Raw genomic sequence first — 22,825 nt, 5'->3', positions numbered from 1 at the left:
ACTTATGTCAGTATTTTTGTCTGATCTGACACTATTGCACCCTGTAAAAACACCAGGACCACGGCCCCATCCGTCTGTCGGATGATACTGTGGCCTGAAATGCTGGCTACAGACGTCCCCGAGCTGGCTCAGTGTATGGCGGCGGCCAGGCAGCGTCCGGTCACTGTGCATGGCAACCTCCAGTCACTTTGCATGGCAGCGGCTGGGCACTGATTATGACAGCAGGCGGGCCTGTGTCCGGTGGTATGCAGGGCGCTGTTTATGGCGTGCCTGATGGTGCCCGGTGGAGCTACTGAATATCCATGGTGCCCTCAAAGACTGTGGTGGCCGGGCCTTTCATCATTACCGGGTGACCCGGGCCCTCCCAGGTGATGGAGAGGGTTCCACCTGGCAGATGTACCTTGACCTTATTGTTCAGAAGACCACGGACCATACCGGATACGGCTGCAGCACAGGCACCGCTGCCGCAGGCCATGGTCTCACCGCAGCCGCGCTCATAAACGCGCAGATTGACCTCACTGCGTGATATCACCTGCATGAAGCCTACATTGACGCGCTCAGGGAAGGTCGGATGAGATTCAAGCACAGGACCAAGAGTATCAATGGCACAGGTGGCTGTATCCTCAACAACTGTGACCATATGGGGATTGCCCATGGATACGGCACCGGCAGTAATGGAGCTTACTCCGCATACGGCCTCATCAAGAGGGATCTGGTAAGCTGGCTGCTCAGTGGTGAAGGTACATGGAACCTTTTCCGGCTCCAGAACAGGACAGCCCATGTTCACTACCACCTCACCGTCATCCTCAAGAATCAGAGTAAGCTCACCTGAGATGGTGGAGACACGGATTTCCTTTTTGTTACACAGATTGTGTTCAACCACAAAACGGGCAAAACAGCGGGCACCGTTGCCACACATCTGCACCTCGGAACCGTCCTGATTGAAGATACGGTAATGGAAGTCCATGTCAGGGCTGTAAGGAGCCTCAACTACCAGCAGCTGATCAAAGCCCACTCCAAAGTGGCGGTCAGCAAGACGCTTTATAAGCTCCTGGTTGAAAAACACCTTCTGGGTAACACAGTCCACGACCATGAAATCATTACCCAGGCCATGCATCTTGGTAAAACGAATCTGCATTAAATTCTGTCCTGATCGGGCAGCAGCACCGTATCAATTGCTTAAGGGAGTTACGGCTCCCCATCATGGGTGCTGTGCATAAAAATAAGGCAAGCCTGCCTGCGCAGCTTGCCATAATCAAACGAAATCTCATCAAGATCTCTGCAGTTACGGCAAATATGCACTGCCGTACTGCGTGACGTGACGCTTTATAAAATATTATATGCGCACCGCTGTTGGCGCCCATGGGCGTTGTCATGGGCTTGCCCATGGTCATTGTAATGAGCATGACCATGGGCGTTGTCCTGGTCATGCCCACGGGCCATGGCTTGACCAGGAAATTGCCCCTGGCATGGTCATGTCCTGCCTGGCAGAACGGACCATGCCCTTGGTCGCCATGCCGTGGCTTATCAGGCCTGACCGATAATGATTTCGTTGTTCCACATCTCTTCTTCTTTCTGGCGTTCACGGATGACATAAGCCTTGTCACCGTCTACCAGAATCTCAGCACACAGAGGGCGGCTGTTGTAATTGGAGGACATGGAACTGCCGTAGGCACCGGCACCACGTACTGCAAGGATATCGCCCTCACGTACGTTCAGATGACGGTCCTTGCCCAGGAAGTCATCAGACTCACAGATAGGGCCTACGACATCGTACAGCAGTGTGCCATTGGAGCCGCTGCCTGGCAGCGCATCAGAGGCATCACGCTTTACGGCTGGAATGATATTCATCCAGGAGTTGTACAGGGCCGGACGGATAAGATCACCCATGGCGGCATCAACAATACAGAAATTGCGCTCGGTATTGGACTTGAGGTAGAGCACGCTGGTCAGCAGAATGCCGGCATTGGCAACCATGGCACGGCCCGGCTCGCAGTAAATGGAGACATCGATGTCCTTAAGACGCTGAATAACTGCAGCCAGATACTCATAAGGAGATGGAGGAGTCTCGTCGTTGTAGGTAACACCAAGACCGCCGCCAATATCAATGTGGTCAACCTTAATGCCGATTTCAGCAAGCTGATGGTACAGGGTAATGAGCTTGTCGGTAGCCTCGATGATAGGGGCACCGGAGGTCATCTGAGAGCCGATATGGCAGTCAATACCGGTGGCTTCCATATGCTCGGACCTGCCAATGTAGGTATACAGACGCAGAGCATCTTCAAAGGCAATACCGAACTTGTTCTTCTTGAGACCTGTGGAAATGGAAGGATGGGTCATGGCGTCAACATCAGGATTGACGCGCAGCGCAACCGGAGCCTTGATACCAAGACGGGAGGCTACCTGCTCTACCTTGTAAAGCTCGCTTTCAGACTCGACATTCAGGCACTTGATACCCTTTTGCAGAGCAAATTCGATTTCGTCCTCACGCTTGCCCACACCAGAGTAAATAACCTTGCCAGGGTCGCCACCGGCTCTGATTACTCTCATGAGCTCGCCCTTGGAGACCACGTCAAAGCCACAGCCTGACTGGGAAATGATATTGAGAATAGCCAGAGAGCAGTTGGCCTTGACGGCATAGCATACCAGGTGGTCCTTGGCAGCAAGAGCCTCCTCAAAGGCACGTAAGTGACGTACCAGAGTGGCCTTTGAATAGACATACAGAGGTGAACCAAAGCGCTCAGCCAGCTCAGTTACCCTGATGTCCTCAGCGTAAAGCTCGTTTTCTTTATAGTTGAAATAATCCATCGTTACACCTGGAAAATGGTCCCGGACGGGCCGGGCTGAACACAGAGGCGCGCCGGCAACAGCCTGACCACTTGTTTATCTGCACTTATGCAGATCTCTGCCTCATGTATGTCCTGCTGCAGGCAGTACTCACAGTGCTGCCCCGTTTACAGCAGATTAGACTTGCCCTGACTGATGACAGCCGGCCTGACTCCACTGCCTGCGGCAGTTGAGCCCGTGGCTGTCAGATACTGCCTGCGGATGCATGCAGCTGCAGTTGCGGCTGAAGTTGCAGGCATCAGACTGCAGGCATCAGGCTGCTGCACACGGTTGCAGCACACGGCTGCCCTGTCAGTCCTTACTGGCCTCATCCGGTTCGGCGGCGTCAGCTGCGGCAGGAGCTGCAGCTGGTGCCTGGGCTGGAGCTGGAGCGGCGGCCGAGTCAGGCATGTAAAGGTCGCCCTTGAGGCCGCAGCCAGCCATAAAAATGGCGGCGCACAGAGCACCAGCAATTAAGGAAAGTCTGTTCACAGATACCCCCGGAAGAGATAAATCAAAAAAAGAATATCACGATTTGCACCACATCAGAGCCAGACATGGTTAGCTAAGACTTATTTGCACTAATGACAGGCATTTTGCCCCATACAGGTTCAAATTTCCCCCTTTGCCCGGACTTACAGTCACTTAACCAGGACAAATTGCAGTGCAGGCGACTGCTGCGGGATCCAGTGGGCAGGTCAGCTGGAGCTGCCCCGGATGGTGAATGGGTGAATGGAGTTGAGGTCCTTGTTGAGCACAAAGTACTGAGGAAGATTAAAGCGTACGGCGTTGTTGCTGCCGCCCTCGCTCTGACTGGTATAGAAACGGTTAATGGCGTTTACCAGGGTGGCACGCGAGCCAAAGTAGTTCCTGTAGGTAGTTACCTCGTTGCGCTCATTAACAATGTAGATATCCCAGTGTCCCTTGGTCTGTGGACAGAAGAAGTACTGAACAATACCTGAGGTGGCATAACGGTCCACAATAGGAGGAACCTGAAGAGCATACTCAGGACGCATTCCATAACGGGAAAGAACGCTTATGTCATACTCGCTGGAACCAAAGACGCTCTTTTTGTTAATCATGACACCACGCTCACCCTGAGCACGGGCAATGTAGGTATTACGGCCCACATCAAAGACGTATTCAGAGCTGCTGTCAGTAGTCATACAGCTGAATACCTGTCTTACTGTGCCCTCAAGATCGTACTTGATGAGATCCTGATAAGAGGCAGCATAAGAGCAGATCTCAATAAGCTCCAGCATGTCCTTGACACTGTTAACAGCCGTAGTGTTACTCATAATGCGCAGCAGGGTAGCCAGTAGTTCAACCACGCCCTCCTCACCATTAGGCAGGGCAATGGTACGCAGCTCACCCCAGCTGTTAACCGTAATCAGATCAATGGAGCCGATAAGACAGCTGCGCTGACGGCCACAGCACAGAGTAGAGCTGTAGTCGATATCGACAATCTTGTTCTGCAACAGCTCGGTATCGTCCTTTTCCAGATTGAGCACTACCAGACAGCCATTCAGCTTAACTGAGCGTTGCAGATTCTGCTCGGAAACAGCACCACGGCGTGGCTGCAGATAGCGCTTAATGTCGTGACTGAGCTTGTTGATCTTAAGCGGGGTAACAGCCGATGGTGCGCCCTTTACCCAGGTAGAGGTTCGGGTGGTAAGCAGACCGTTAAATACAGCCCAGGTAACCACCTCACTAAGACGTGCGCCAATGTAGCTGACCTTGAGATTGAGCAGGGCAACGTCGTCTCCTGCGGTACTGTAAAGATGCCAGCCACGGCGGCACAGGCTGTTAGGAGAAGGACAGATAAAGGTCAGGTCACGCTCCTCAAGGTTATGAGAGAAGGAGCTGTTAATCACCATTACCTTGCCCGGGAAACGGTCAAAAGCGGCGTAGAGCTTGCGCGAGAGAATACCGGCGTCATCGGAGGTAATGGCGTATTCAATACCATGGCGCACCGAGAAGCGCAGCAGCGACTGATAGCTCTCCAGCAGGGTACGGTAGACCTCCTTGTCAAAGGAGCGCACTGCCTCCATCTTCCAGGTGGCCACCTGTTCAAGCTCACTTACGAACTCAGGAGACCAGCCCCAGCGTACGCTGAACTTGTTGAGCAGCTCGCGCTTGAGTCTGAAGTCATCACGATGATAGGAAGCCTTGTTGTTCAGGCCCATGAAGATCTTCAGATAGAAGCACTTGCGCATCAGCATCAGACGGCTTTCATGGCCTATGCTCTGCAGGTAATTGGATACCTTCAGATACATCAGATAGTACGAGTCCAGATCAAGGCTGTAGCCGTCGTGCGACAGCATGTAGTCCTTGAGCTCTGAAGAGAGCAGATGGGTATCAGGATAGTCATTGGAGTAGGCCTCCATGAGCAGAATCTTGAGTACCACCTTGAATGGTGAATCAATGGCCTTATACAGCAGCCACAGACCTGATCCGAAATATTCGGTAGGTGAGCTTTTTACCACCGAGCCAAAATCAAACCACTCGCTGGCATCAAGAGGCGCCTCAAACTCGTGGAAATTGTCTGTGCGGGCCTCTTCTTCACACTCCTGACGGCTAAGAATGCTGCCATAAGCCCACTCAGGGTAGTTGCCTGAGCTGCTGGCCAGTTTCTTCTTGCCATCAACGTAATGATCGAGATCCTCAATGGACTGACTTTCAGTAAGCAAATGCTCGACCGGCAGAGTATTGTTTAAAAACGGTACCGGAGCAATACCCATCGCAGCGGCAAGACGCTCAATACCGGCGGCCTTTTCATGGCGGCCATCGGCATTGGACCTGCTTTCACGGGCAGCACGGCTGGCATCAAGAGTCAGGCTCACATTGCCTGAAAAGCCCACCACAGAACCTGTCATAAGATCCTGGGCATAAGGAGAGCTCAGGGTAGAGCTGACGCGCTGGGCGCCCCTTTCACCCTGTGTCGGGAAAAACTTTTGCAGCTTGAGAGTAAAACTGGTATTACGGGCCAGAGAGCGTGCTACGCGCACCATCTTCACCGAGGCACGCCGGGCCGTACGACTGCGACGTCGGCCCCTGCTCTTGCCCGCAGCATGCACCTCACCTGCGGCCGCAGCACCGGCACCGGCATCAGCACCGACACCAGCCGCAGCTGCGCTCAATGCGCCGGCGGCTGCAGCAACGGCCGCATCATGGCTCTGCTCATCATGGTACCAGGCACGCTGACTACCGGCAGTGATTAAGGTGCTGTCATAAAGGCCGTCAGCGGCGTCAGCGGCAGAGCCGGCCGCTACTGCCGTTTCCTTGCGCTCAATGGTCAGATCAGGGCTGTGGGCACCAGTGCCCAGGGTAATTTCAGCGCTGATCTCAAAAGATGGCTGACCCTGACTCTGCGCATGATCCGTATGGTCAGCTATAGCAGACTTGCTGCCTGCTTTTCGGTACTTGCCTGAAGCCCAGGCAAAAAGGGCTGCATGACGCAGTCTGCCTCCAAGGGCAGAGGCGGTGGCGCCACCATGAGCCTCACCACTGTTACTTTCATTTACAGCACCTGAATTTGCCTGCACTGCTGACAGCGTCGAGACCTGCTCAGCGGCAGTGACTGGGGCATGGCATGGGGCATGGTCTGAGGCAGCTGCATGAGCTGATGCGGCGGCCGCGCTGCGCATCTGACGGAGCTTTTCGAGGCGGGCAGCAGCTCGGTCGTGAGCACGGGCGCGACGAATAATAGAGCTGGAGCTGTCTGCAGCTTCAGTGCTTGCCAGAAGCTCATCGCGTGACAGCTCATGCTCGGCCTGCATCAGAGCGGCCAGCAGGGAAGGATCATCATCATGAACACTGCCAGCGCCCGCCCCTGCGCCCACTCCTGCTCCGGCGCCTGCTCCCACACCTGCGCCACCGGGGGCAGCAAGGACGGCGTTACCGGAAGGGCCCTGAGCACCTGAGTCAGGTGCCGGCCGGGACCAGGACTGGGACTTGAACAGAGAGTATTGCAGTGGCTTAGGCTGCGGCTGACCGCCAAAGGCGAGCTCCTGCCTGTTCCTGTCGGCATCTGCAGCCATGGAGGCCCCGGGCAGAACATTCATGTCGGCCTGAGTGCCTGAATACATGCCAGAGCGCATGCCTGATGACATTACGCTGCTCAGCCCCGGCTGTCCCTGACTGTTATTTACAGTTACTATGTAGCGCTCATCAGTGATGCCATGGGCAAGTTCAGCTGAACCTGCGGTAAGCAACTCACTGCGAGAGCCGGACACCATATGGAGGGCAGGGCTGTTAAATACTGAGGAGGAGGCTGATGGAGCTGACATGCCTTCAGATACGGCTGACATGCCTGCAGCCATGCTGCGCTGCAGGGGGTCTGAAGTAATTGCATCAGATACGGCCCTGACTGACAGAGATGACTGTACTGCTGTCTTACTGTCCTTGTCAGCGCCCTCTCCCATGGACTCAAAGGTAATCATATTGTCCATGGAGGCCAGCAGAGCACGGGCTGCCGGATTGAGCTCAAGATATTCAGAGCTGGCTGCACCTGCGGCGTCATCGTATAAGGCCGAAGCTGACAGCGAGGCTGCAGGCACGTAAGAACGGCCTGCCCCGTGTGCTGCGCCATGCATAGTGCTCATGGCAGCAGCGCTCTTATCAGACAGCAGTGCACCTGCGGCAGCAGCTGCATCCATGGCAGCTGCAGCCTGCAGAGTCAGGCTGTTGCCAGTGTCAGCTGCTGCGGCCGTGGCTGCAGCGGCGCCAGGGGCCGCTGGCCCGATGGCTGCCTTGCGGCCTCTTATGGCACGGCGGATAAAACTGCCCCTGCCAGCGCCGTCGGATATAGAGGCGCCGGCCACGAACTGGCCTGATGCCGCATCAGCTCCCAATGAGGCTAAGCCCTCAGCGCTGTGCCCGGATGCAGAGGTGACCGCCTCTTTGTGAGCATGGCCAAAACGGAACAGGGTGCTGACAATGCGGTTTTTAATAATCTGGTTGGAGCGGCTGGACAGCTCACGAAGATTGGTCAGCTGACGCAGAGCCTCATCAGTAATGCCCCTGACAAAACTGTTGTCACCTGACTGTGCAGCAGCGACACGACGTGCCTGGGCATCGGCCTGAGCATCGCTCTGCTGATCGGTATAGATGACAGGAGCATAGACGCTCGAGCGGGACATCAGGGCGTCCGAGCTGATAAAGGACGGGAGCATGGAACCGTCACGCAGCTGGGCAATCCAGTCCTCAAGACTTAAAAAGCCGGCATAGTGAGGAATGCCATTTTGCCTGAAGTACTCATCATCAATGAGATCATCATTATCAAGGTCAATGGCTACCTGGGTGTCAGGCAGCTCTACCTTGTTAAGCTCATAAACCTGCTCAAGGCTTGGTGCCCAGTCATCATCAAGGCCGTCGTCAGCGGGGCCGCTGGCGCAGGCGCCGCTTATGGCTGCTGCGCCAGCTGCGCCGGCAGATGCCGCGCCGGCATCGCCTGGTGCTGCGACACCTGAGTCAGTCCGGACGGAAATGCTTACGGCCTGAGCAGCATAGCTGCAGCGGTGGAGCACACCTGGTACTGAGCCCAGAGCTGAGCTGACATGGCAGTCTGTTACTACAGGGGAGGCATAAACAAGCTGACTGGTAAGCGGGTAGGCAAGCTCCATGGAGCCGCAGAAATTGACCAGCTGGCTTTGCGTATCGATGCTGCGTCCACTGTGAAGATTGAGTATGGTGCCGCTTTCAAGCGATGAGAGCAGACTTGAGCGCACTACTGTGCCCTCATGCTCATTCATGGCACTGACGTACAGGGAGCTGTTGGCCAGCAGAGGGCAGACTGACAGTAAGGGGGCCGAGGCAGCGGAGAAATGTCTGGTGTTTTCGCTCAGGTCACGACAGGTAATAACACGCGTATGACCGGCTCTGTTATTGACCAGAATGTGTGAGCTTGCAGGAGCCTTAGCAATGAACTGCTCCATGCCGGAAACACCCTGAGTAAGGAAAGTTACATATTCGTCATAGGCCTGCTGCTCTTCCTTGGTGGAGATGAGATACCAGACAATGTAGCGTCCGCACAGACGTATGGAAGAACGGTAAAACTCATCGAGCAGGAAGAGATTCTGAGCACTGCCGCAGTTTTCCTCATCAAGGCAGTCAGGCTGGAAATTGGTAAAGCGATCCTCAGGGGTAACGAAGAGATTGAGCTCTACGCCCTGGGATTTGATGTATTTGGTGATAAAGCGGCACTTGTCCTGCAGCGCAGCGGTCTGTTCGCGGCTGAGCGAGGCTTTGACACATACCCAGATATCCACATCCGAGCTGTCAGACTGGCCAATTGAGGAGGTTGAGCCCATGGCGTACAGGCCCAGAATGGCATGCTCACGCGGCTCTTTTAAAGGCGGGGCCCCTGTAACCAGAGTGTCCTGTAAAAAGCGTCTCTGTCTTTCATCAGGGGTAAACATGTCTATACCATGAGGTACACCGCCTGAGCGGTAGCCAGGCAGGTTGACATGATTGTAATGCAGCAGCACCGGAACAATGGACAGGCAGAAACGGGCATCATGGCTCATCAGTGACAGGGCGTGCGCAAGGCGGGTCTCATTGAGCTCCCTGTAGCGCTTGAAGCGTGTCATGATCTGTTTTTTGGGAATATAAACCATGATCGTTCCTGACAGTGAAACATCCAGGATACAGGCTGAGCCCGCACCTTTCCAGACTGAACTTTCCCCGCCCACAAAACATTTGCATGAGTACCGGCGCCCACTGCGGCCGGACTGCCGGAGCTCAGGGGCGGGCGCTGTGGCATTGACGTTACTGAAGTCAGCCTCCTGAGGAGGCTGTTACCATGACATGGGTCAGCCATGCGCCACAGCCAGGGAAAATATCTGAAACTCATGATTATATCGCACCTGCACGGGCAATCATAAGAACGCCACTTTATGCCCCGATACAGTGGCCATGGCGCGCCCATACCGGGAACAGGGCAGTTGCCCGTGAACCCTGCCCGCTCCCGTGCATGCACAGGGACGCCCGCAGCTGCTGCGCCTGTGCATGTTCAGGGTCGGCCGGAACTGCTGCGCCTCTGCATGTCCCGGGGCCGTCGGAGCTGCTGCGCCTGTGCATGTTCAGGGTCGGCCGGAACTGCTGCGCCTGTGCATGTCCAGGGGCGGGCGCGGCTGGCCGTTCCTGTACGCAGAGGGCCTGTCTTACCACCTAATGGCCGTGATAAATATGCCGTGCAGTCGGACCATGGACCGATGCGGCTGTGATTTTTGGTGCGTGTCCTGTCACAAAATCAGATTTTGCCTGGAGCGCCTGAGTGCCTGGTAATATGAAGGGCAAAATACCGGGCCTGCTTATATAAATCATAGTTATACGCCTGCAGTTGCGTTCTCAGATTTACATTATTCTATTACCATGAGTCTCACTTATCGGTCAGGCCGGGATAATATGAGCGTATTTAGTGATAAAATCACTATTTAACTCGGATATCTCATGAGTTAACTACTACGACCGGGCATCAGGCCATAAGGAGCACCCGCCCCTGATTCTGCACTGATTCTTCCCCGGCACAAAGTCCGCTGACAGGTGATGAAAGCACCTGGGTTTAATGACAGCGGCTGGGAATTTCCATGGCAAAAGCTCTGCCCCGGTGCAGACTTTTTCCGTAACTCTTGGGCAGGGCTCTGCTCATCAGCAGTGACTGTCTGGTCGACATCATCTGGAAGGTCACCGCAGTCACTCTGGATGCCTGACATAGTATGCAGGTGTTGTTTAACAAAGGCCCATGCAGGGATCAAAATGGTAAAAGAAACGTCCACCACCGAAAGCACTTCTCAAAAGGTTGAGACCTTATCAGGCTCAGCTGCAGCTGTTGAGAAACAGTCCAAACTCCCGACTCAGGCAGGCTCTTCCGGTGCTCCAGTCTATGTAGATCAGGCTCAGCTCAAGGAGCTTGAATATCGCCTGTCTACCAGGATGGCTCAGGGTTCTTCCGGTGCAAAGACCGGTCTTTTATGGCTGGTTACTCTGATTTCACTGGGCGCTGCCGGTTTTGCCGGTTTCACCGCCTTTCAGAATCAGCAGAAGCTCATGTCCATGAGCTCCACCTACGACACCATCAAGCAGCAGATTGCCGATGCCACCTTCAAGGTTGAGCAGAAGGCCACCCTCCTTGAGAACGCCCATACTCAGAATGCCGCTCTGCAGCAGACCACCTCAGGTCTGGCTCAGAACTTCCAGACTCTTGGTACTACTGTCAATGAGCTCATCGCCGCTCAGCAGCAGCAGGGCAAGACTGTAAGCGACCTTACCGCCAGGGTAGGCGCCTTTGAGTCCCGCAATCCATATGACTGGCAGCTGGCCGAGTCCTACTTCCTGGTCAACAATGCCCAGGTAAAGGCCGTCTTTGAAAAGGACATCAAGGCTGCTGTATGGATGCTCACCCAGGCTGACGAACTTCTCATCGACATCGAAGATGAGCAGGTAGTCGCCCTGCGCGAGGCAATTTCCCGCGATATTGCCAACCTCAACAACATCAGTATCGTCGACATACGCGGCATGGGTATGACCCTTGATCGTGCCTATGACAATGTAGACACCCTGGTGCTTGAGGGCTTTACCGATCCTAAGACCCGTGCTGCTGCCTTTGAAAAGAGCAACGAGGTCAGTGCTGATGTAGCCGACTGGAAGACCAATCTGCTCAACTCAGCCAATCAGTTTGCCTCACGCTTTGTTGAAGTACGCCGCCGTGATGCCGAAGCTGCTACCGAGTTCCTGACTCCGGAGCAGGACGTATATCTGCGTGAGAACATCAAGACCAGAATTCTGCTGGCCAAGTCCGATCTGTCCCACGGTGACAAGGAAGCCATGCAGGCCAACCTTGCTGACGCTGTCCGACTGATCAAGGCTTACTACGATCCAAAGAGCACCATTACCACCAGTACTCTGGACATGCTCACCGGTATCGAAAAGAGCGAAATCACCATTCAGACCCCTGAGGTTCTTCAGAGCTCTGCCGCTTTCTCCCAGTTTGCCCGTGAGCACTTATTAGGTAGGGGTAAATAGTCCATGATTAAGATACTCCTGGCAATTGCTCTGTTATGCGGTGCGGTCTTTGTTGGTCCTCGCCTTGCTGACAGCCAGGGCTTCGTACATATCGCCACTGAAGGCTTTATCATCGAAACCTCGCTGACCACAGCCATTATCATTACTTTTGTTACCTTCCTCGTACTGCATGTGCTGGTTAATATCATTAACAGCTCCATCAAGCTGCCTGGCTCTGCCTCCCGCTGGTTTGGCAACCGCAGGTCCAAAAAGCAGATGACCCTGCAGAATGAGGCTTTCATGGCCTATGAAGAGGGTGCCTACAACCGTGCCCTGGCTTTAATCAACAAGTCAGGTGACCGTGACTCTCTGCCAGCCAACTGCCTGCTGCTGGGCGCCAAGTGCGCTTTCAAGGCCGGTGATCTCAACAGCTGCCGCAGCTTCATCGAGCAGGCCGAAAAGGCCCCTGACAGCTCTGAAATTGCCTGCAGACTGTTAAGAGCCCGTCTGAACATGCAGATTGGCAATATCAATGCTGCCATCGAGAATATCGAAAGCGTCAAGCAGGACAGCTACTCCCGCGCCATTACCACCCGTCTGCTCTACGAGTGCTATAAGTCCAGTGGCAATTACGACAAGCTCCAGGAGCTGCTGCCAACCTTAAAGAAGCTCGATATTGTTGACGATCAGGAGGCCAGCCTCATCAACATGCAGGCTGCCCGTGCCCGCCTGAGCGGCTCTGCTACTGTTGAAGAGCTCGACTCCCTGGTATCAGGCATGGCACGCGCTGAGCGTCATGACCCTGTAGTCATGGCTCCAGTCCTGACCCGCATGGTCAAGCTCGGTGACACTGAAAAGTCAGGCAAGTATGCCCTTGATATCCTGCGTCACAACCCTGCCCCTGAATTCCTCGACTCCATCTCCCGCTGGAGCGCAGCCGTACCGGCCGTTCTTAATGAGCTGTCAGCTCAGACAAAGGGCAATGCCATCGGCAGCCAGACCAATGTGCCTTTATTAAAGGCCCTTGCCAACATGGAAATGAAGTCTGACCGTCTTGCCGAGGCCAAGGAGCACCTCAAGCAGGCTCTGGATGTCACCAAGGATCGTGACCTCTATCTGCTGGCAGCTGAGCTCAATGAGCGCCTTGACCGCTATGAAGAGGCTTCCAAGTTCTTTGCTCTGGCCTTAAAGCAGTAAGATGCCAGGTGCTGCGCCTGCGGCGCAGCATCACGAGCAGCAAAAAAGGTCTGCCCCCTTAACAGGGGCAGACCTTTTTTCATGTGCGCTGCACAACAGGAGCGCAAAGCCGGCCCCGACCGTCCACCATGGCCGCCACGCCCTTGCAGCCGTGCTCGGCCACCTGCGAGGCGGCCATGCCTGCCTGCAGCTGCAATTGCGGCAGCTGCTGCAGGCGCATGCTGACATCAGTAATAGGCTGACGGGGTGGAGCTGCGATACAGAGTCTCGTCTACATTGAGCTCCTTCTTGCCTACCAGGAAAGCTTTGGTCATTTCCTCACGGGAGATGAAGCCACAGGCACCGAACATCAGATAGGAAGTACCGTCGAAGTAGCTGATAAGGCCGGTGCATGGAGCATTGTCCACATATTTGAAGCTGAAACCTCTGCGGGCAATCTGGGCCTTGAGGCCCCAGCCGGCATAGGAGTCCATGACATTCTGGGCATAGGCCTTGGTGGTGCTCAGATGAGGAGAGGCTGGCATGATCTGAATAAAGGCCTTGCCGGTACCGTCATTTTTGACAAAGGACACGGTGCGGTCCTTACGGTTATGAGTCATGGAAAAGTCCGGCAGCAGCTTGCCTGCGGTAAATTCCTTGTCATTGCTCATGGTGACATAGGAGGCGGCGGCATGAGCCTGAGAAAACATGCCGGCTCCCAGAGCAGCAGCCAGCACAGTGCAGCCTACGGCCCTTAAGGAACGCACAGCGGCAGCTGAAATGATGTTGTGCTTCATAAGATTAAAAATTCTGAATAAATAGGATTTGAGCATTATACAAAGATGAAATGCATCTGTGTGGGAAAAGTCCTCAGTAGCGGGCATTGCTCATAAGACGGGCATCCGGTCCCTCACAGTCAGCCGCTGTATGATAAAATCGCCCCTTATTCAGACATGTACGCCCCATAAGGCCCATGTCATCGCGCCACATTCACGCACGCATGCCCACCTGCTGACGCACGCAGCCCCATGAATGCCTGAGGGCAGTCATACACATCCTGCATGTACTAATGCAAGGCCCACTGCAGTCAGACACGGCATGTATGTACTAATGCAAGGCCCACTGCAGTCAGACACGCCTGCATGTACTAATGCAAGGCCCACTGCAGTCAGACACGCCTGCATGTGCCCAGGCAAGGCCCATGGCAGTCATACACGCCTGCATGTACCCAGGCAAGGCCCTTGGCATTCATGCATGACCGGCAAGTTCCCGGGCCGGGCATGGCTGAGTGGCTGACAAGCTGCGCTGGCGTACCTGATGATACCTGCACAACAGGTCTGTTCCTGCCGACAGGACTGTTCCTTACAGCAAAGTCCTTTCCCTGCCGGCATTAGCGAGATTTCCTTTATGCTGTCCTTTTTACCTGCTCCGCTGCTCTTTATCATCAATATGGTAATGATCAGCATTGCCTCAATTTTACTGTCAGTGCCGCTCATCATTCTGGCGCTGGTCAAGCTTATCCTGCCATTTAAGCCTGTACTGTCCTTTGTCGACGCCTACGGTCAGATGGCTTTCCACTGCTTCTGTGCTCACAATGCCGGACTGATGCGCATTACCACCAATGTGGACTGGGATATTAAGGGTCTTGAGAACCTTAAGGTAAAAGGATCCTGCATTATTATTTCCAATCATCTGTCCTGGACTGATATTGTGATGCTCTGCCACGTTTACCGCTATCGCATCCCTATCACCAAGTTCTTCCTCAAGCAGTCTCTGATCTTTATCCCTGTCATTGGTCAGGCCTGCTATGCCGTAGGCATGCCTTTTCTGCGCCGCTACACCCGTGCTCAGATTCTCAAGAATCCAAAGCTCAAGACCCGCGATCTGGACGCTACCCGCAAAGCCTGCAAGAGCCTGCTGGTCTATCCATCAAGCCTGGTCAACTTCGTTGAGGGTACCCGCTTTACTCCGGAAAAGGCCCGCGCCCAGAAATCTCCATATCAGAACCTGATGCCTCCAAAGGCCGCCTCTCTTGCTGTTGCTCTTGGCATTATTGGTAACAATATCGACTGCATGCTCAACACTACCCTGCTCTATCCAGGCGCCAAAGAGGGCTCCAGCGTCTTCTATCAGCTGCTGTGCGGCCGTCTCAAAAAGGTCATTGCCCGCGTTGAGATCATCGACAGGGAAACCATTCAGAGCCGTCTGGTAGGCGACTATATGACCGACAAGCAGTTCAAGCGCAGCTTTACCAATGAACTGCGCCAGATCTGGCAGCGCAAGGACGAGCAGATTGCCCAGCTTCTGGGCAAGGAATATGTCCGCCCTGACTGGTCCGAGCCATCAAGTTCGGCCCAGAAACCAGCCCAGGCTCAGGCAGCCCGTGCTGCTGACGCCGCAACTGCACCTGCTCCTGAGGCTGCCCCGGCCAGCGATGCCATCCAGGCTGCAGAGGCAGCCCCGGCCAGCGATGCCGTCCAGGCTGCAGAGGCAGCCCCGGCCTGCGATGCCGCTCAGGCTGACAGCGCAGCTCATGCCACGCCTGAGCCTGAGCCAGCCGTGGTGGAGATCGCCGCTGACAGCAAACAAAAGGAGACTGCAGCTCCTTAAAGCTCACGTCTGCAGCGGCGACAGCCACCTGCCGTCACTGCTGACTACAAAAGAAAAAGGCCATCATTGCGATGGCCTTTTTCTTTGGTTCCTGCGCTACGGCCGCCTTGATGGCGGCTCGTAGCTGAGCTGTGCAGCGCTGACATTACCAGGCATGGCTGCGCTGACGTATCACTTACTTTGCGTCAGGAACGTTATCCTTGTCCAGCAGGTAGGCGATGATCTGCTTGAGGCCCTCGACATCGTCGACAGACTCCATGGTCACGAGATACTTGCCGTTGACCAGAATCTCAGGAACAGCCTCAATACCTGCCTGCTCAGCCCACTTGTCCATGCGGGAAACCTTGCCGGCTACGATAAAAGACTTGTATTCCTGCTCAAACTTGTTGGATGGAATACCAATCTTGTTGGCAAAGGCGACCATATCAGCGTGGGTTCTTGGGATATTACCGTCCTCGTGCATGGCCTTGAACAGCTCCTTTACATAGATCTCCTCAAGACCAAGATTCTGGGCAATGACCAGACCAAACTGGGACTCAGGGCCCATGTTGCCACCCATCATGGAAACAGGGTTGAGCTCAAAGGCAGCATTTGGGAAAGCAGCCTTGATGCTGGCAAAATCCTTCTGCAGTTGGAAGCAGTGGCCGCACCAGAAAGAGAAAAACTCACGGATTTCCTTTTTTGGAGTCAGCTTGTCAGTTTTAACCTGATAGTGCACACCTTCCTTGAACTCGGCGGCAGCAGCAGCCTGCTGAGTAAAAACGAAAGCAGCCATTACCACGAATAATGGAGCAAGAATTTTCTTCCACATAGCAGTACATCTCTTAGCAAAAAAATGTGTTAAACAATGTCCAGTCAGTGATGATTATAAGTTTCGTGCCTTAGTAAAAAGACAGGTCAACAGGCCACTTTCAAAGGCACTGTCGCCCCCAGGATCCACTCATTTACGGCCTGTGCGGCCATGAACGTACGAGCACCACCCAGTCACCAAGGCGCCTGGCAACATGCCCGTCAAGCCATGAGCAAGGCATAATGCGCGGGGCAGCGGGACGACGGGCGCGTTGCGCCGGTACTGGTGCCGGTACTGGCGTCGTTCCAGCGACGGGCGCGGCGCCATACCCAAGTCGGGCTAATTGGTATTTGGAGAGTGGTCCCAGATAGAGACCTTGTCACGCAGCTGACGTACGCTGCGCTTTTGCGATCTCATACCCAGAGTAAGAGCCATGCTCAGCAGACGTACTCCCAGGTTGGAGCGCACAGCAAGGCGGCTTAACAGCAGCAGGCGGCGCAGCATGGAATGGGAAATACGGTAATCGCACTCTGGGTCCATTGGGCGGCTTGCAATCTGGCGGAGCAGATACAGAGCCATGACCACGTTGGTAAAGCAGAACAGGCGAACACCGGCGCTTTCCTTTTTGCTAAGCGAGCAGATAAAGGCAATAGCATCGCTCAAATGCCCCTCGGTAATGGCCACGTACTCCAGAACCTCCTCTTCACTGGAGGCAGGAATAAATGATACGCCACGGGTGGCATCACGGGCACGGTCTCTGAGGATATTGGTCAGCTGCAGCCCCTCGCCAAAGCTTACGGCCAGCTCAAGCAGATCCTTCTTGTCCACTTCCCTGTCGTACAGAACAAAAAGCTCAGCGAGCATTTCACCCACCACACCGGCTACAAAATAGCAGTAGCTGTCGACCTCATCAAGATCGCTGACAGTATGGTTGGCCTCATGCAGACGGCGGCGCAGATTACTGGACATGCCATGAGACATGATGGACAGGGCGCGGCACAGTACGGCCTGAATTTCCTCGTCGTAGCTCAGCAGCAGATTGACTGCCTTATCCATAACCTTGAGCAGCTCAATGTCATCGGCAGCAGAACCACCGGTTGAGGTCAGCTCCAGAGCACGCTTCTTTAAGGCCAGCAGCACATCAAGGTCAGCAAAGTCACTTCCGGACAGGAAAGAGAAATCTGAAAGCCAGGTAATTCTGTCCACCAGAGGGGCACGGGCATCATCCTCTACTGTATCGACTACACGGCACAGCAGATAGGCAAGACTGATACAGTCACGCAGCGGATTAGGGATCAGAGGAATGGTCAGAGCAAAGGAGCGGGACACCTTGTTAAGGTGCTCATACATAAGCTCAACGCTCAGCACCTCAGATGAAATCACTGTCTCGCCCTCAGCCGATGCTCTGCCTGCTGCACTGCCGGCTGCTCCAGCACTGGCGCTGCCAGCTGATGCACTCTGAGCTGCGGCTGCATCTGCCGATACGGCTGCAGATGCAGATGCGGCCGCAGGTTCTGCACCCCCTGCTTCAGTCTGAGGGGGCAGCTGATCCTTGACCTTGTCCTGTGGTTTTGCCAAGACTTCAGACGGACGTCCACCAGGGGCAAAGGAAGTGCTCCTGTCCTTTTTGAGGAAGGCATCGCGGGTACGGGAAGGACGGAAAAACATGCGGCCAGGACGTGAGCGTGATGAGGACTTGCTCTCATCGTGCTGCTCTGAGGCAGCGCCACCCTTAGGATGGTATTCACTGTGCTGGAGGTGGAACCAGGCGTTTTTCTGGGCACATGCCCTGCGGGTACGCTGCTGCGCAGCCCCTCTTAAGCCTGAGTGATTTGGGATAGGGGTGTTGTGACAACTAGGAGGGGGTTTACTGTCCATAACCTTAAATTGAAGCAATTATCACCAAGCGCCATGTCAGCCTCATCCTTGAAAGGCTCAGGTCTTACGGACACACGGGCGCGCTGTATCGGTCTCACCTGCGGAGCGTTAAACAGTATTGTCCGTCAGAGAGGGAAATCTGCAGGATGCCCGAGACTCCGTAGACACAGCACCTGCCATTATAAGGCAAATCATAGCAAGTAACAGCTGCACCATGCGGCCTAAACACGGTCCCGCCCCTCAGCCCACTCCTGCACCTCGCTCCGTGCTGACTTTGCTCCTCCTTTATATATACATATAAATGCAGCCAAATAAGCACCAGCACCGAACTGGCAGACCTTCCTGAATTGGTCATGCTGCTGCCCGCCCAGTTGTCAGTCTCTGCGTATGTCAGGCTGAGGCCTGGCAATATACGCAAAGCATGGATGTCGGTAAGAAATGCAGATGCTTTCCAAAGTTTCAGGTTGATTGAGCTGAGCACAGGCGATATGCGCTTAGCAGTGGTGTGCGGGGTTATTGGTGCGGGAGCAGCCTTTGCCGGGGATTTGCTGGATATTAGGGCTGGTGCCCGGGGATTAGAGCTGGTGTCGGGAGGTTGGGCTGGTGTCGGGGGATTTGGGCGTTAGAGCCCTGATGATTGTGAGACCTTGGCGGGAGTTAGACCTGAAATGGGCTTTGTTATGCAAACAGGGCTTTTTGGGCCTTTGATCAACTGGCGTGCACTGCACGAACGGCTTGTTTATAAGATTTGCTCCGATTTTTGCCTGGATACCAGACAAAAATAAACACCAGTTTTGCCCATGCCGTGAAATGCTGTAGCGGCGGCAGTCAGCATACGTACTGCCATGGGCATGCAGGCCAGATAATTCAGATACTTGCAGGATTTTGCTGCCGTGCCTTGTGCGGGCACTTTTTGCGCATATCGATTATAGCATATACAGGTTAGCATATGCTTACTACACTGGCCTGGCTGTGCTGGACTTTCAGGACAGGGTGGGCCAGATCACACTGAGGCTGTGATGTAAAAATTTTTATACACGTATTTGATGTTTGACTGTAAAAAGGACTGGCGCTCTGCAGCGAAATTATTGCTGTATTTAAGGACTTTTACTGCCTAGCACCCATATATTTGGCGGCTGTAAAAGTATACATAATTGACTTTACGCACGGTACCTGCCAATGTTTTCTTTATCCTGACCTTACTGACCAAAAGTACCATTTTTGACGATAAAGGCGATATTTATCTAGTTTGTTAGTGCGTGCACCTTGGATACAAGCTTCCTGGCGCATAAATATGACTTTTAACAGGGGTTCCATGGGATGCAGATCACAATTTCCCTGCCCCCGAAAAGTACCCGTCCGGAGCAATTGGCAAAAACATGAGCTGGATCTCACTGAGAGCCAAAATCAGATAAAAGCCTTTAAAAACGGGATTTTCCATTTGAGGTGCATCACGTTTTGCCTAAATATCCCTGAAAAAAGCCTGATGTGAGCAATCAATTCCCTATCAGATGCAAAAACGTATCAAAAATTCGCATTTTCCTTTCTATATATTTGTGACGTCAGTTTTTACCCAATTCCCTGGAGATTGTCTTTTATGTGGATTCAAAACTACGATCCAGCGGGCAACATCTGGCTGTCCGCCCTGGTCGCAGCACTTCCAATTCTCTGCTTCCTGCTCTGTCTTGTAGTATTCAAGCTCAAGGGCTATCAGGCAGGTTTCATCACCGTAGTTCTGGCCGGTCTCGTTGCCGTCTTCTTCTACGACATGCCTGCCCAGCTCGTGGGCGCTTCCTTTGTACAGGGTTACACCAACGGTATGTGGCCTATCGCCTGGATTATCGTTGCCGCGATCTTCCTGTACAAGCTTTCCGTCAAGTCCGGCTCCTTTGAGATAATCAAGCAGTCCGTTATCAGCATTACCCCTGATCACCGTATTCAGGTGCTGTTAATCGGCTTCTGCTTTGGTTCCTTCCTCGAGGGTGCAATCGGCTTCGGTGGCCCGGTAGCCATTACCGCAGCTCTGCTGGTAGGTCTTGGTTTACAGCCTATTTACGCTGCCGGTCTGTGTCTGATTGCCAACACCGCTCCAGTAGCTTTCGGCGCTGTAGGTATTCCTATTACCGCCATGACTGACCTTGTTGGTGTAGATCAGCACGCAGTTTCTGCAATGGTCGGTCGTCTGCTGTTCCCATTATCCTTAACCGTTCCATTCTTCATCGTATTCTTAATGGATGGCATGAAGGGTGTACGTGAGACCTTCCCTGCTGTTCTGGTAACCTCCTTATCATTTGCTGTTACCCAGTACTATACTTCCAACCACATTGGTGCTCAGTTACCTGATATCACCTCTGCCGTTGTTGCTCTGGTATGTACCACTGTCTTCTTAAAGTACTGGCAGCCAAAGAACATCTTCCGTCTGGATGGCGAGACCAACTTCAAGACCGATGGCAACCTTGATTTCAAGACTGTCTTCCGTGCCTGGGTCCCATTCTTACTGCTGATCATCTTAATCATCATCTGGACCAACCCATTATTCTTAAGCCTGTTTGCCAAGGGCTCTATCCTTGAGTTCACTCAGGTAACTGTCCAGTTCAACTCCACCATCGGTTCCATCAAGAGCCCAGACGTTCTTGACCCAAGCGTACTGTCTGATGTCAAGGTAGCTCAGGTTGTTAACCTCATCGCCTTCCAGGCCGGTACCGCCATCTTCATTGCAGCCTTATTAACTATCGCTATCCTGCGCATTAAGACTGAAGACGCAATGGAGTGCTTCTGGGATACCTTAAAGGAGATGGCCATCCCTATCATCACCATCGGTCTGGTAGTAGCCTTCGCCTTTATCGCCAAGAACTCCGGCATGTCCACCACCCTTGGTCTGGCATTTGCCAGCACCGGCAGCGGCTTTGCATTCTTCTCCCCTGTCATTGGCTGGATTGGCGTGTTCTTAACCGGTTCTGACACCTCCTCCAACTTACTGTTCGGTATCCTCCAGCAGGCTTCTGCCAAGACCCTTGGTATCGGTGAGGCCCTGTTCCTGGCTGCCAACTCCGTAGGTGGTGTAGTAGGCAAGATGATTTCTCCACAGTCCATCGCCATCGCCTGTGCCGCTGTAGGTCTGGTAGGCCGCGAGTCCGAACTGTTCAAGTTCACCTTAAAGTACTCCATAGCCTTCATCCTCATCATCGGCGCCTGGATTTTCACTGTGGCATTCTTCCTGCCTTGGATGATTCCAGAAATCCAGTACCTTGCCCACTAATGGCATAAAGCTCTGATTCAGAGCAGTTAGACAGAGCATCAAGGCTCTCTAAGGGACAGCCCCACATTCATCTGAATGTGGGGTTCCCGTATCCAGATAACAGAATTCCTTTCCGTCCGTGAGCGCGTTTAGGCTCACACCATGGCTTATGCTGCCATATGGCAGTAAAGTTCAGAATTTTTCTTCAATTTGCTGCATGCATAACCGCACATGAGCTGTTAAGATGTATAGTTACAGCTGATCAAACATTCCCTTTCCTTATCTGTCACCACAAACTGAAGTCACCTGAACATTCAGATACGACTGTCAGCAGCGGTAAAAGGCCCTTAAACCTGATTTTGCCCCCGGAACACTACCGTAAGGCACTTTCCCCCAGGTTGCAGGCCCTGTAAGCTTTGCCCCGGCAGGAACACAGATTTGCCCGTTCCCGGCTCAGGCAGGCCCGGTCAAACAAAACAATAAGGTACGGGCTATGTTGCCCTGCTTACCGGTTTTTCAACACCTCACACGTTAGGATGGTTTTTCCGCATGGATCACAACGTTAATTTCTTTGCGACCTGCATGGGCTCAACTGCTCTTCAGGACAGCGTAATCAGCTCCATCAAGCTGATGCAGATGTACGGCGCAAAGATCACCTTCAAGAAAAAGCAGACCTGCTGCGGTCAGCCTGCATTCAACTCCGGATATTTCAAGGAAGCCAAGGAAGTTGCTTTCTATAACATGTCCCTGTTTGCAGACAATGATTACCCAATCGTAATTCCAGCCGGCTCCTGTGCCGGTATGATGAGCCACGACTACAAGATCCTGTTCAGGGACGACAGTCAGCAGGTGCGTGACTCCATCGATCGTTTTGCCGCCCGTATTTATGACGAGTCCGAGTATCTGACTGACGTGCTGAAGGTGCAGCTTGAGGACAAGGGTCCGCAGATGAACGTTACCTTCCACGTATCCTGCCACTCCCTGCGTGTTCAGGAATGTATCCCTGTTCAGAAGGCTCTGATCCGCCAGCTCAAGAATGTAAATCTCGTTGATATTCCTTACGAGGAAGAGTGCTGCGGTTTTGGTGGCACCTTCTCCATCAAGGAGCCTGAGATCTCCAACGCCATCGTCTCCGAGAAGATCAAGCACATCAAGGAAACCGGCTGCAAGGTAGTACTGGCTGGCGACAATGGCTGTATTCTCAACATTTCCGGCGCTCTGGCCCGCCAGGGTATTACCGACATCAAGGTCATGAACATCTATGACTTCATTCTCAAGCGTGTAACAGGTGAGGATTTATAAAT

Annotated in this window: 12 protein-coding genes; 5 read left to right on the top strand and 7 right to left on the bottom strand. The window is 53.7% G+C overall.

What is annotated here, in order from left to right:
- Nucleotides 1-289: 289 nt before the first annotated feature.
- The 4 genes from dapF to MXE41_RS04590 all read right to left on the bottom strand — a co-directional run bounded on the left by dapF (nucleotide 290) and on the right by MXE41_RS04590 (nucleotide 9,416).
- Entirely contained in the window at nucleotides 290-1,138 is an 849-nt protein-coding gene (gene dapF / locus MXE41_RS04605; RefSeq protein ID WP_281503542.1) for a diaminopimelate epimerase, read from the bottom strand.
- Nucleotides 1,139-1,527: 389 nt separating this feature from the next.
- A complete protein-coding gene (gene lysA / locus MXE41_RS04600; RefSeq protein WP_247099531.1) occupies nucleotides 1,528-2,808 on the bottom strand; it encodes a diaminopimelate decarboxylase in 1,281 nt (426 codons plus the stop codon).
- 330 nt (nucleotides 2,809-3,138) lie between these two features.
- A complete protein-coding gene (locus tag MXE41_RS04595; protein WP_247099530.1) occupies nucleotides 3,139-3,318 on the bottom strand; it encodes a lipoprotein in 180 nt (59 codons plus the stop codon).
- A gap of 206 nt (nucleotides 3,319-3,524) precedes the next feature.
- Nucleotides 3,525-9,416 (bottom strand): class I adenylate cyclase, encoded by a 5,892-nt coding sequence (locus MXE41_RS04590; protein WP_247099529.1) that lies wholly within the window; start codon nucleotides 9,414-9,416, stop codon nucleotides 3,525-3,527.
- 1,168 nt (nucleotides 9,417-10,584) lie between these two features.
- Between MXE41_RS04590 and MXE41_RS04585 the strand changes: the two genes are divergently transcribed.
- A complete protein-coding gene (locus MXE41_RS04585) occupies nucleotides 10,585-11,850 on the top strand; it encodes a uroporphyrinogen-III C-methyltransferase (RefSeq protein WP_247099528.1) in 1,266 nt (421 codons plus the stop codon).
- A 3-nt stretch (nucleotides 11,851-11,853) separates the two neighbouring features.
- Nucleotides 11,854-13,026, top strand: coding sequence for a heme biosynthesis HemY N-terminal domain-containing protein (locus MXE41_RS04580; RefSeq protein ID WP_247099527.1), 1,173 nt, complete (start codon nucleotides 11,854-11,856; stop codon nucleotides 13,024-13,026).
- A 227-nt stretch (nucleotides 13,027-13,253) separates the two neighbouring features.
- Here the strand turns inward: MXE41_RS04580 and MXE41_RS04575 are convergent, their stop codons facing one another.
- On the bottom strand, nucleotides 13,254-13,802 hold the full coding sequence (locus tag MXE41_RS04575; RefSeq protein WP_247099526.1) for a hypothetical protein: 549 nt from the start codon (nucleotides 13,800-13,802) through the stop codon (nucleotides 13,254-13,256).
- 610 nt (nucleotides 13,803-14,412) lie between these two features.
- Here MXE41_RS04575 and MXE41_RS04570 point away from each other — a divergent pair.
- Nucleotides 14,413-15,615 (top strand): acyltransferase, encoded by a 1,203-nt coding sequence (locus tag MXE41_RS04570; RefSeq protein ID WP_247099525.1) that lies wholly within the window; start codon nucleotides 14,413-14,415, stop codon nucleotides 15,613-15,615.
- A gap of 175 nt (nucleotides 15,616-15,790) precedes the next feature.
- Here MXE41_RS04570 and MXE41_RS04565 read toward each other — a convergent pair whose 3' ends face one another.
- Together MXE41_RS04565 and MXE41_RS04560 are read right to left on the bottom strand one after the other, a co-directional pair.
- A complete protein-coding gene (locus MXE41_RS04565) occupies nucleotides 15,791-16,426 on the bottom strand; it encodes a thiol:disulfide interchange protein DsbA/DsbL (RefSeq protein WP_246976028.1) in 636 nt (211 codons plus the stop codon).
- Nucleotides 16,427-16,744: 318 nt separating this feature from the next.
- Nucleotides 16,745-18,283 carry a squalene/phytoene synthase family protein gene (locus MXE41_RS04560; RefSeq protein ID WP_247099524.1) on the bottom strand — a complete coding sequence of 513 codons (1,539 nt, stop codon included), beginning with the start codon at nucleotides 18,281-18,283 and terminating at the stop codon, nucleotides 16,745-16,747.
- Between the two features lie 1,597 nt (nucleotides 18,284-19,880).
- On the opposite strand from MXE41_RS04560, the gene MXE41_RS04555 reads away from it, so the two are divergent.
- Together MXE41_RS04555 and MXE41_RS04550 are read left to right on the top strand one after the other, a co-directional pair.
- Nucleotides 19,881-21,542 carry a lactate permease LctP family transporter gene (locus tag MXE41_RS04555; protein ID WP_247099523.1) on the top strand — a complete coding sequence of 554 codons (1,662 nt, stop codon included), beginning with the start codon at nucleotides 19,881-19,883 and terminating at the stop codon, nucleotides 21,540-21,542.
- A 528-nt stretch (nucleotides 21,543-22,070) separates the two neighbouring features.
- Nucleotides 22,071-22,823 (top strand): (Fe-S)-binding protein, encoded by a 753-nt coding sequence (locus MXE41_RS04550; RefSeq protein WP_247099522.1) that lies wholly within the window; start codon nucleotides 22,071-22,073, stop codon nucleotides 22,821-22,823.
- The last annotated feature ends 2 nt before the right edge of the window (nucleotides 22,824-22,825 follow it).

It is taken from the genome of Anaerobiospirillum sp. NML120449 (genome assembly GCF_023051105.1).
Taxonomy (GTDB): domain Bacteria; phylum Pseudomonadota; class Gammaproteobacteria; order Enterobacterales; family Succinivibrionaceae; genus Anaerobiospirillum.
The sequence above is the reverse complement of the archived record's forward strand: the minus strand, read 5'-3'. Positions and strand labels throughout refer to the sequence as shown.

What these genes read in the sequence shown, in the direction of transcription:
- MXE41_RS04550 (WP_247099522.1), top strand. Translation starts at nt 22,071, where the DNA reads ATGGATCACAACGTTAATTTCTTTGCGACCTGCATGGGCTCAACTGCT.
- MXE41_RS04580 (WP_247099527.1), top strand. Translation starts at nt 11,854, where the DNA reads ATGATTAAGATACTCCTGGCAATTGCTCTGTTATGCGGTGCGGTCTTT.
- MXE41_RS04590 (WP_247099529.1), bottom strand. Translation starts at nt 9,416, where the DNA reads ATGACACGCTTCAAGCGCTACAGGGAGCTCAATGAGACCCGCCTTGCG.
- MXE41_RS04565 (WP_246976028.1), bottom strand. Translation starts at nt 16,426, where the DNA reads ATGTGGAAGAAAATTCTTGCTCCATTATTCGTGGTAATGGCTGCTTTC.
- MXE41_RS04575 (WP_247099526.1), bottom strand. Translation starts at nt 13,802, where the DNA reads ATGAAGCACAACATCATTTCAGCTGCCGCTGTGCGTTCCTTAAGGGCC.
- MXE41_RS04570 (WP_247099525.1), top strand. Translation starts at nt 14,413, where the DNA reads ATGCTGTCCTTTTTACCTGCTCCGCTGCTCTTTATCATCAATATGGTA.
- dapF (WP_281503542.1), bottom strand. Translation starts at nt 1,138, where the DNA reads ATGCAGATTCGTTTTACCAAGATGCATGGCCTGGGTAATGATTTCATG.
- MXE41_RS04560 (WP_247099524.1), bottom strand. Translation starts at nt 18,283, where the DNA reads ATGGACAGTAAACCCCCTCCTAGTTGTCACAACACCCCTATCCCAAAT.
- MXE41_RS04555 (WP_247099523.1), top strand. Translation starts at nt 19,881, where the DNA reads ATGTGGATTCAAAACTACGATCCAGCGGGCAACATCTGGCTGTCCGCC.
- lysA (WP_247099531.1), bottom strand. Translation starts at nt 2,808, where the DNA reads ATGGATTATTTCAACTATAAAGAAAACGAGCTTTACGCTGAGGACATC.
- MXE41_RS04585 (WP_247099528.1), top strand. Translation starts at nt 10,585, where the DNA reads ATGGTAAAAGAAACGTCCACCACCGAAAGCACTTCTCAAAAGGTTGAG.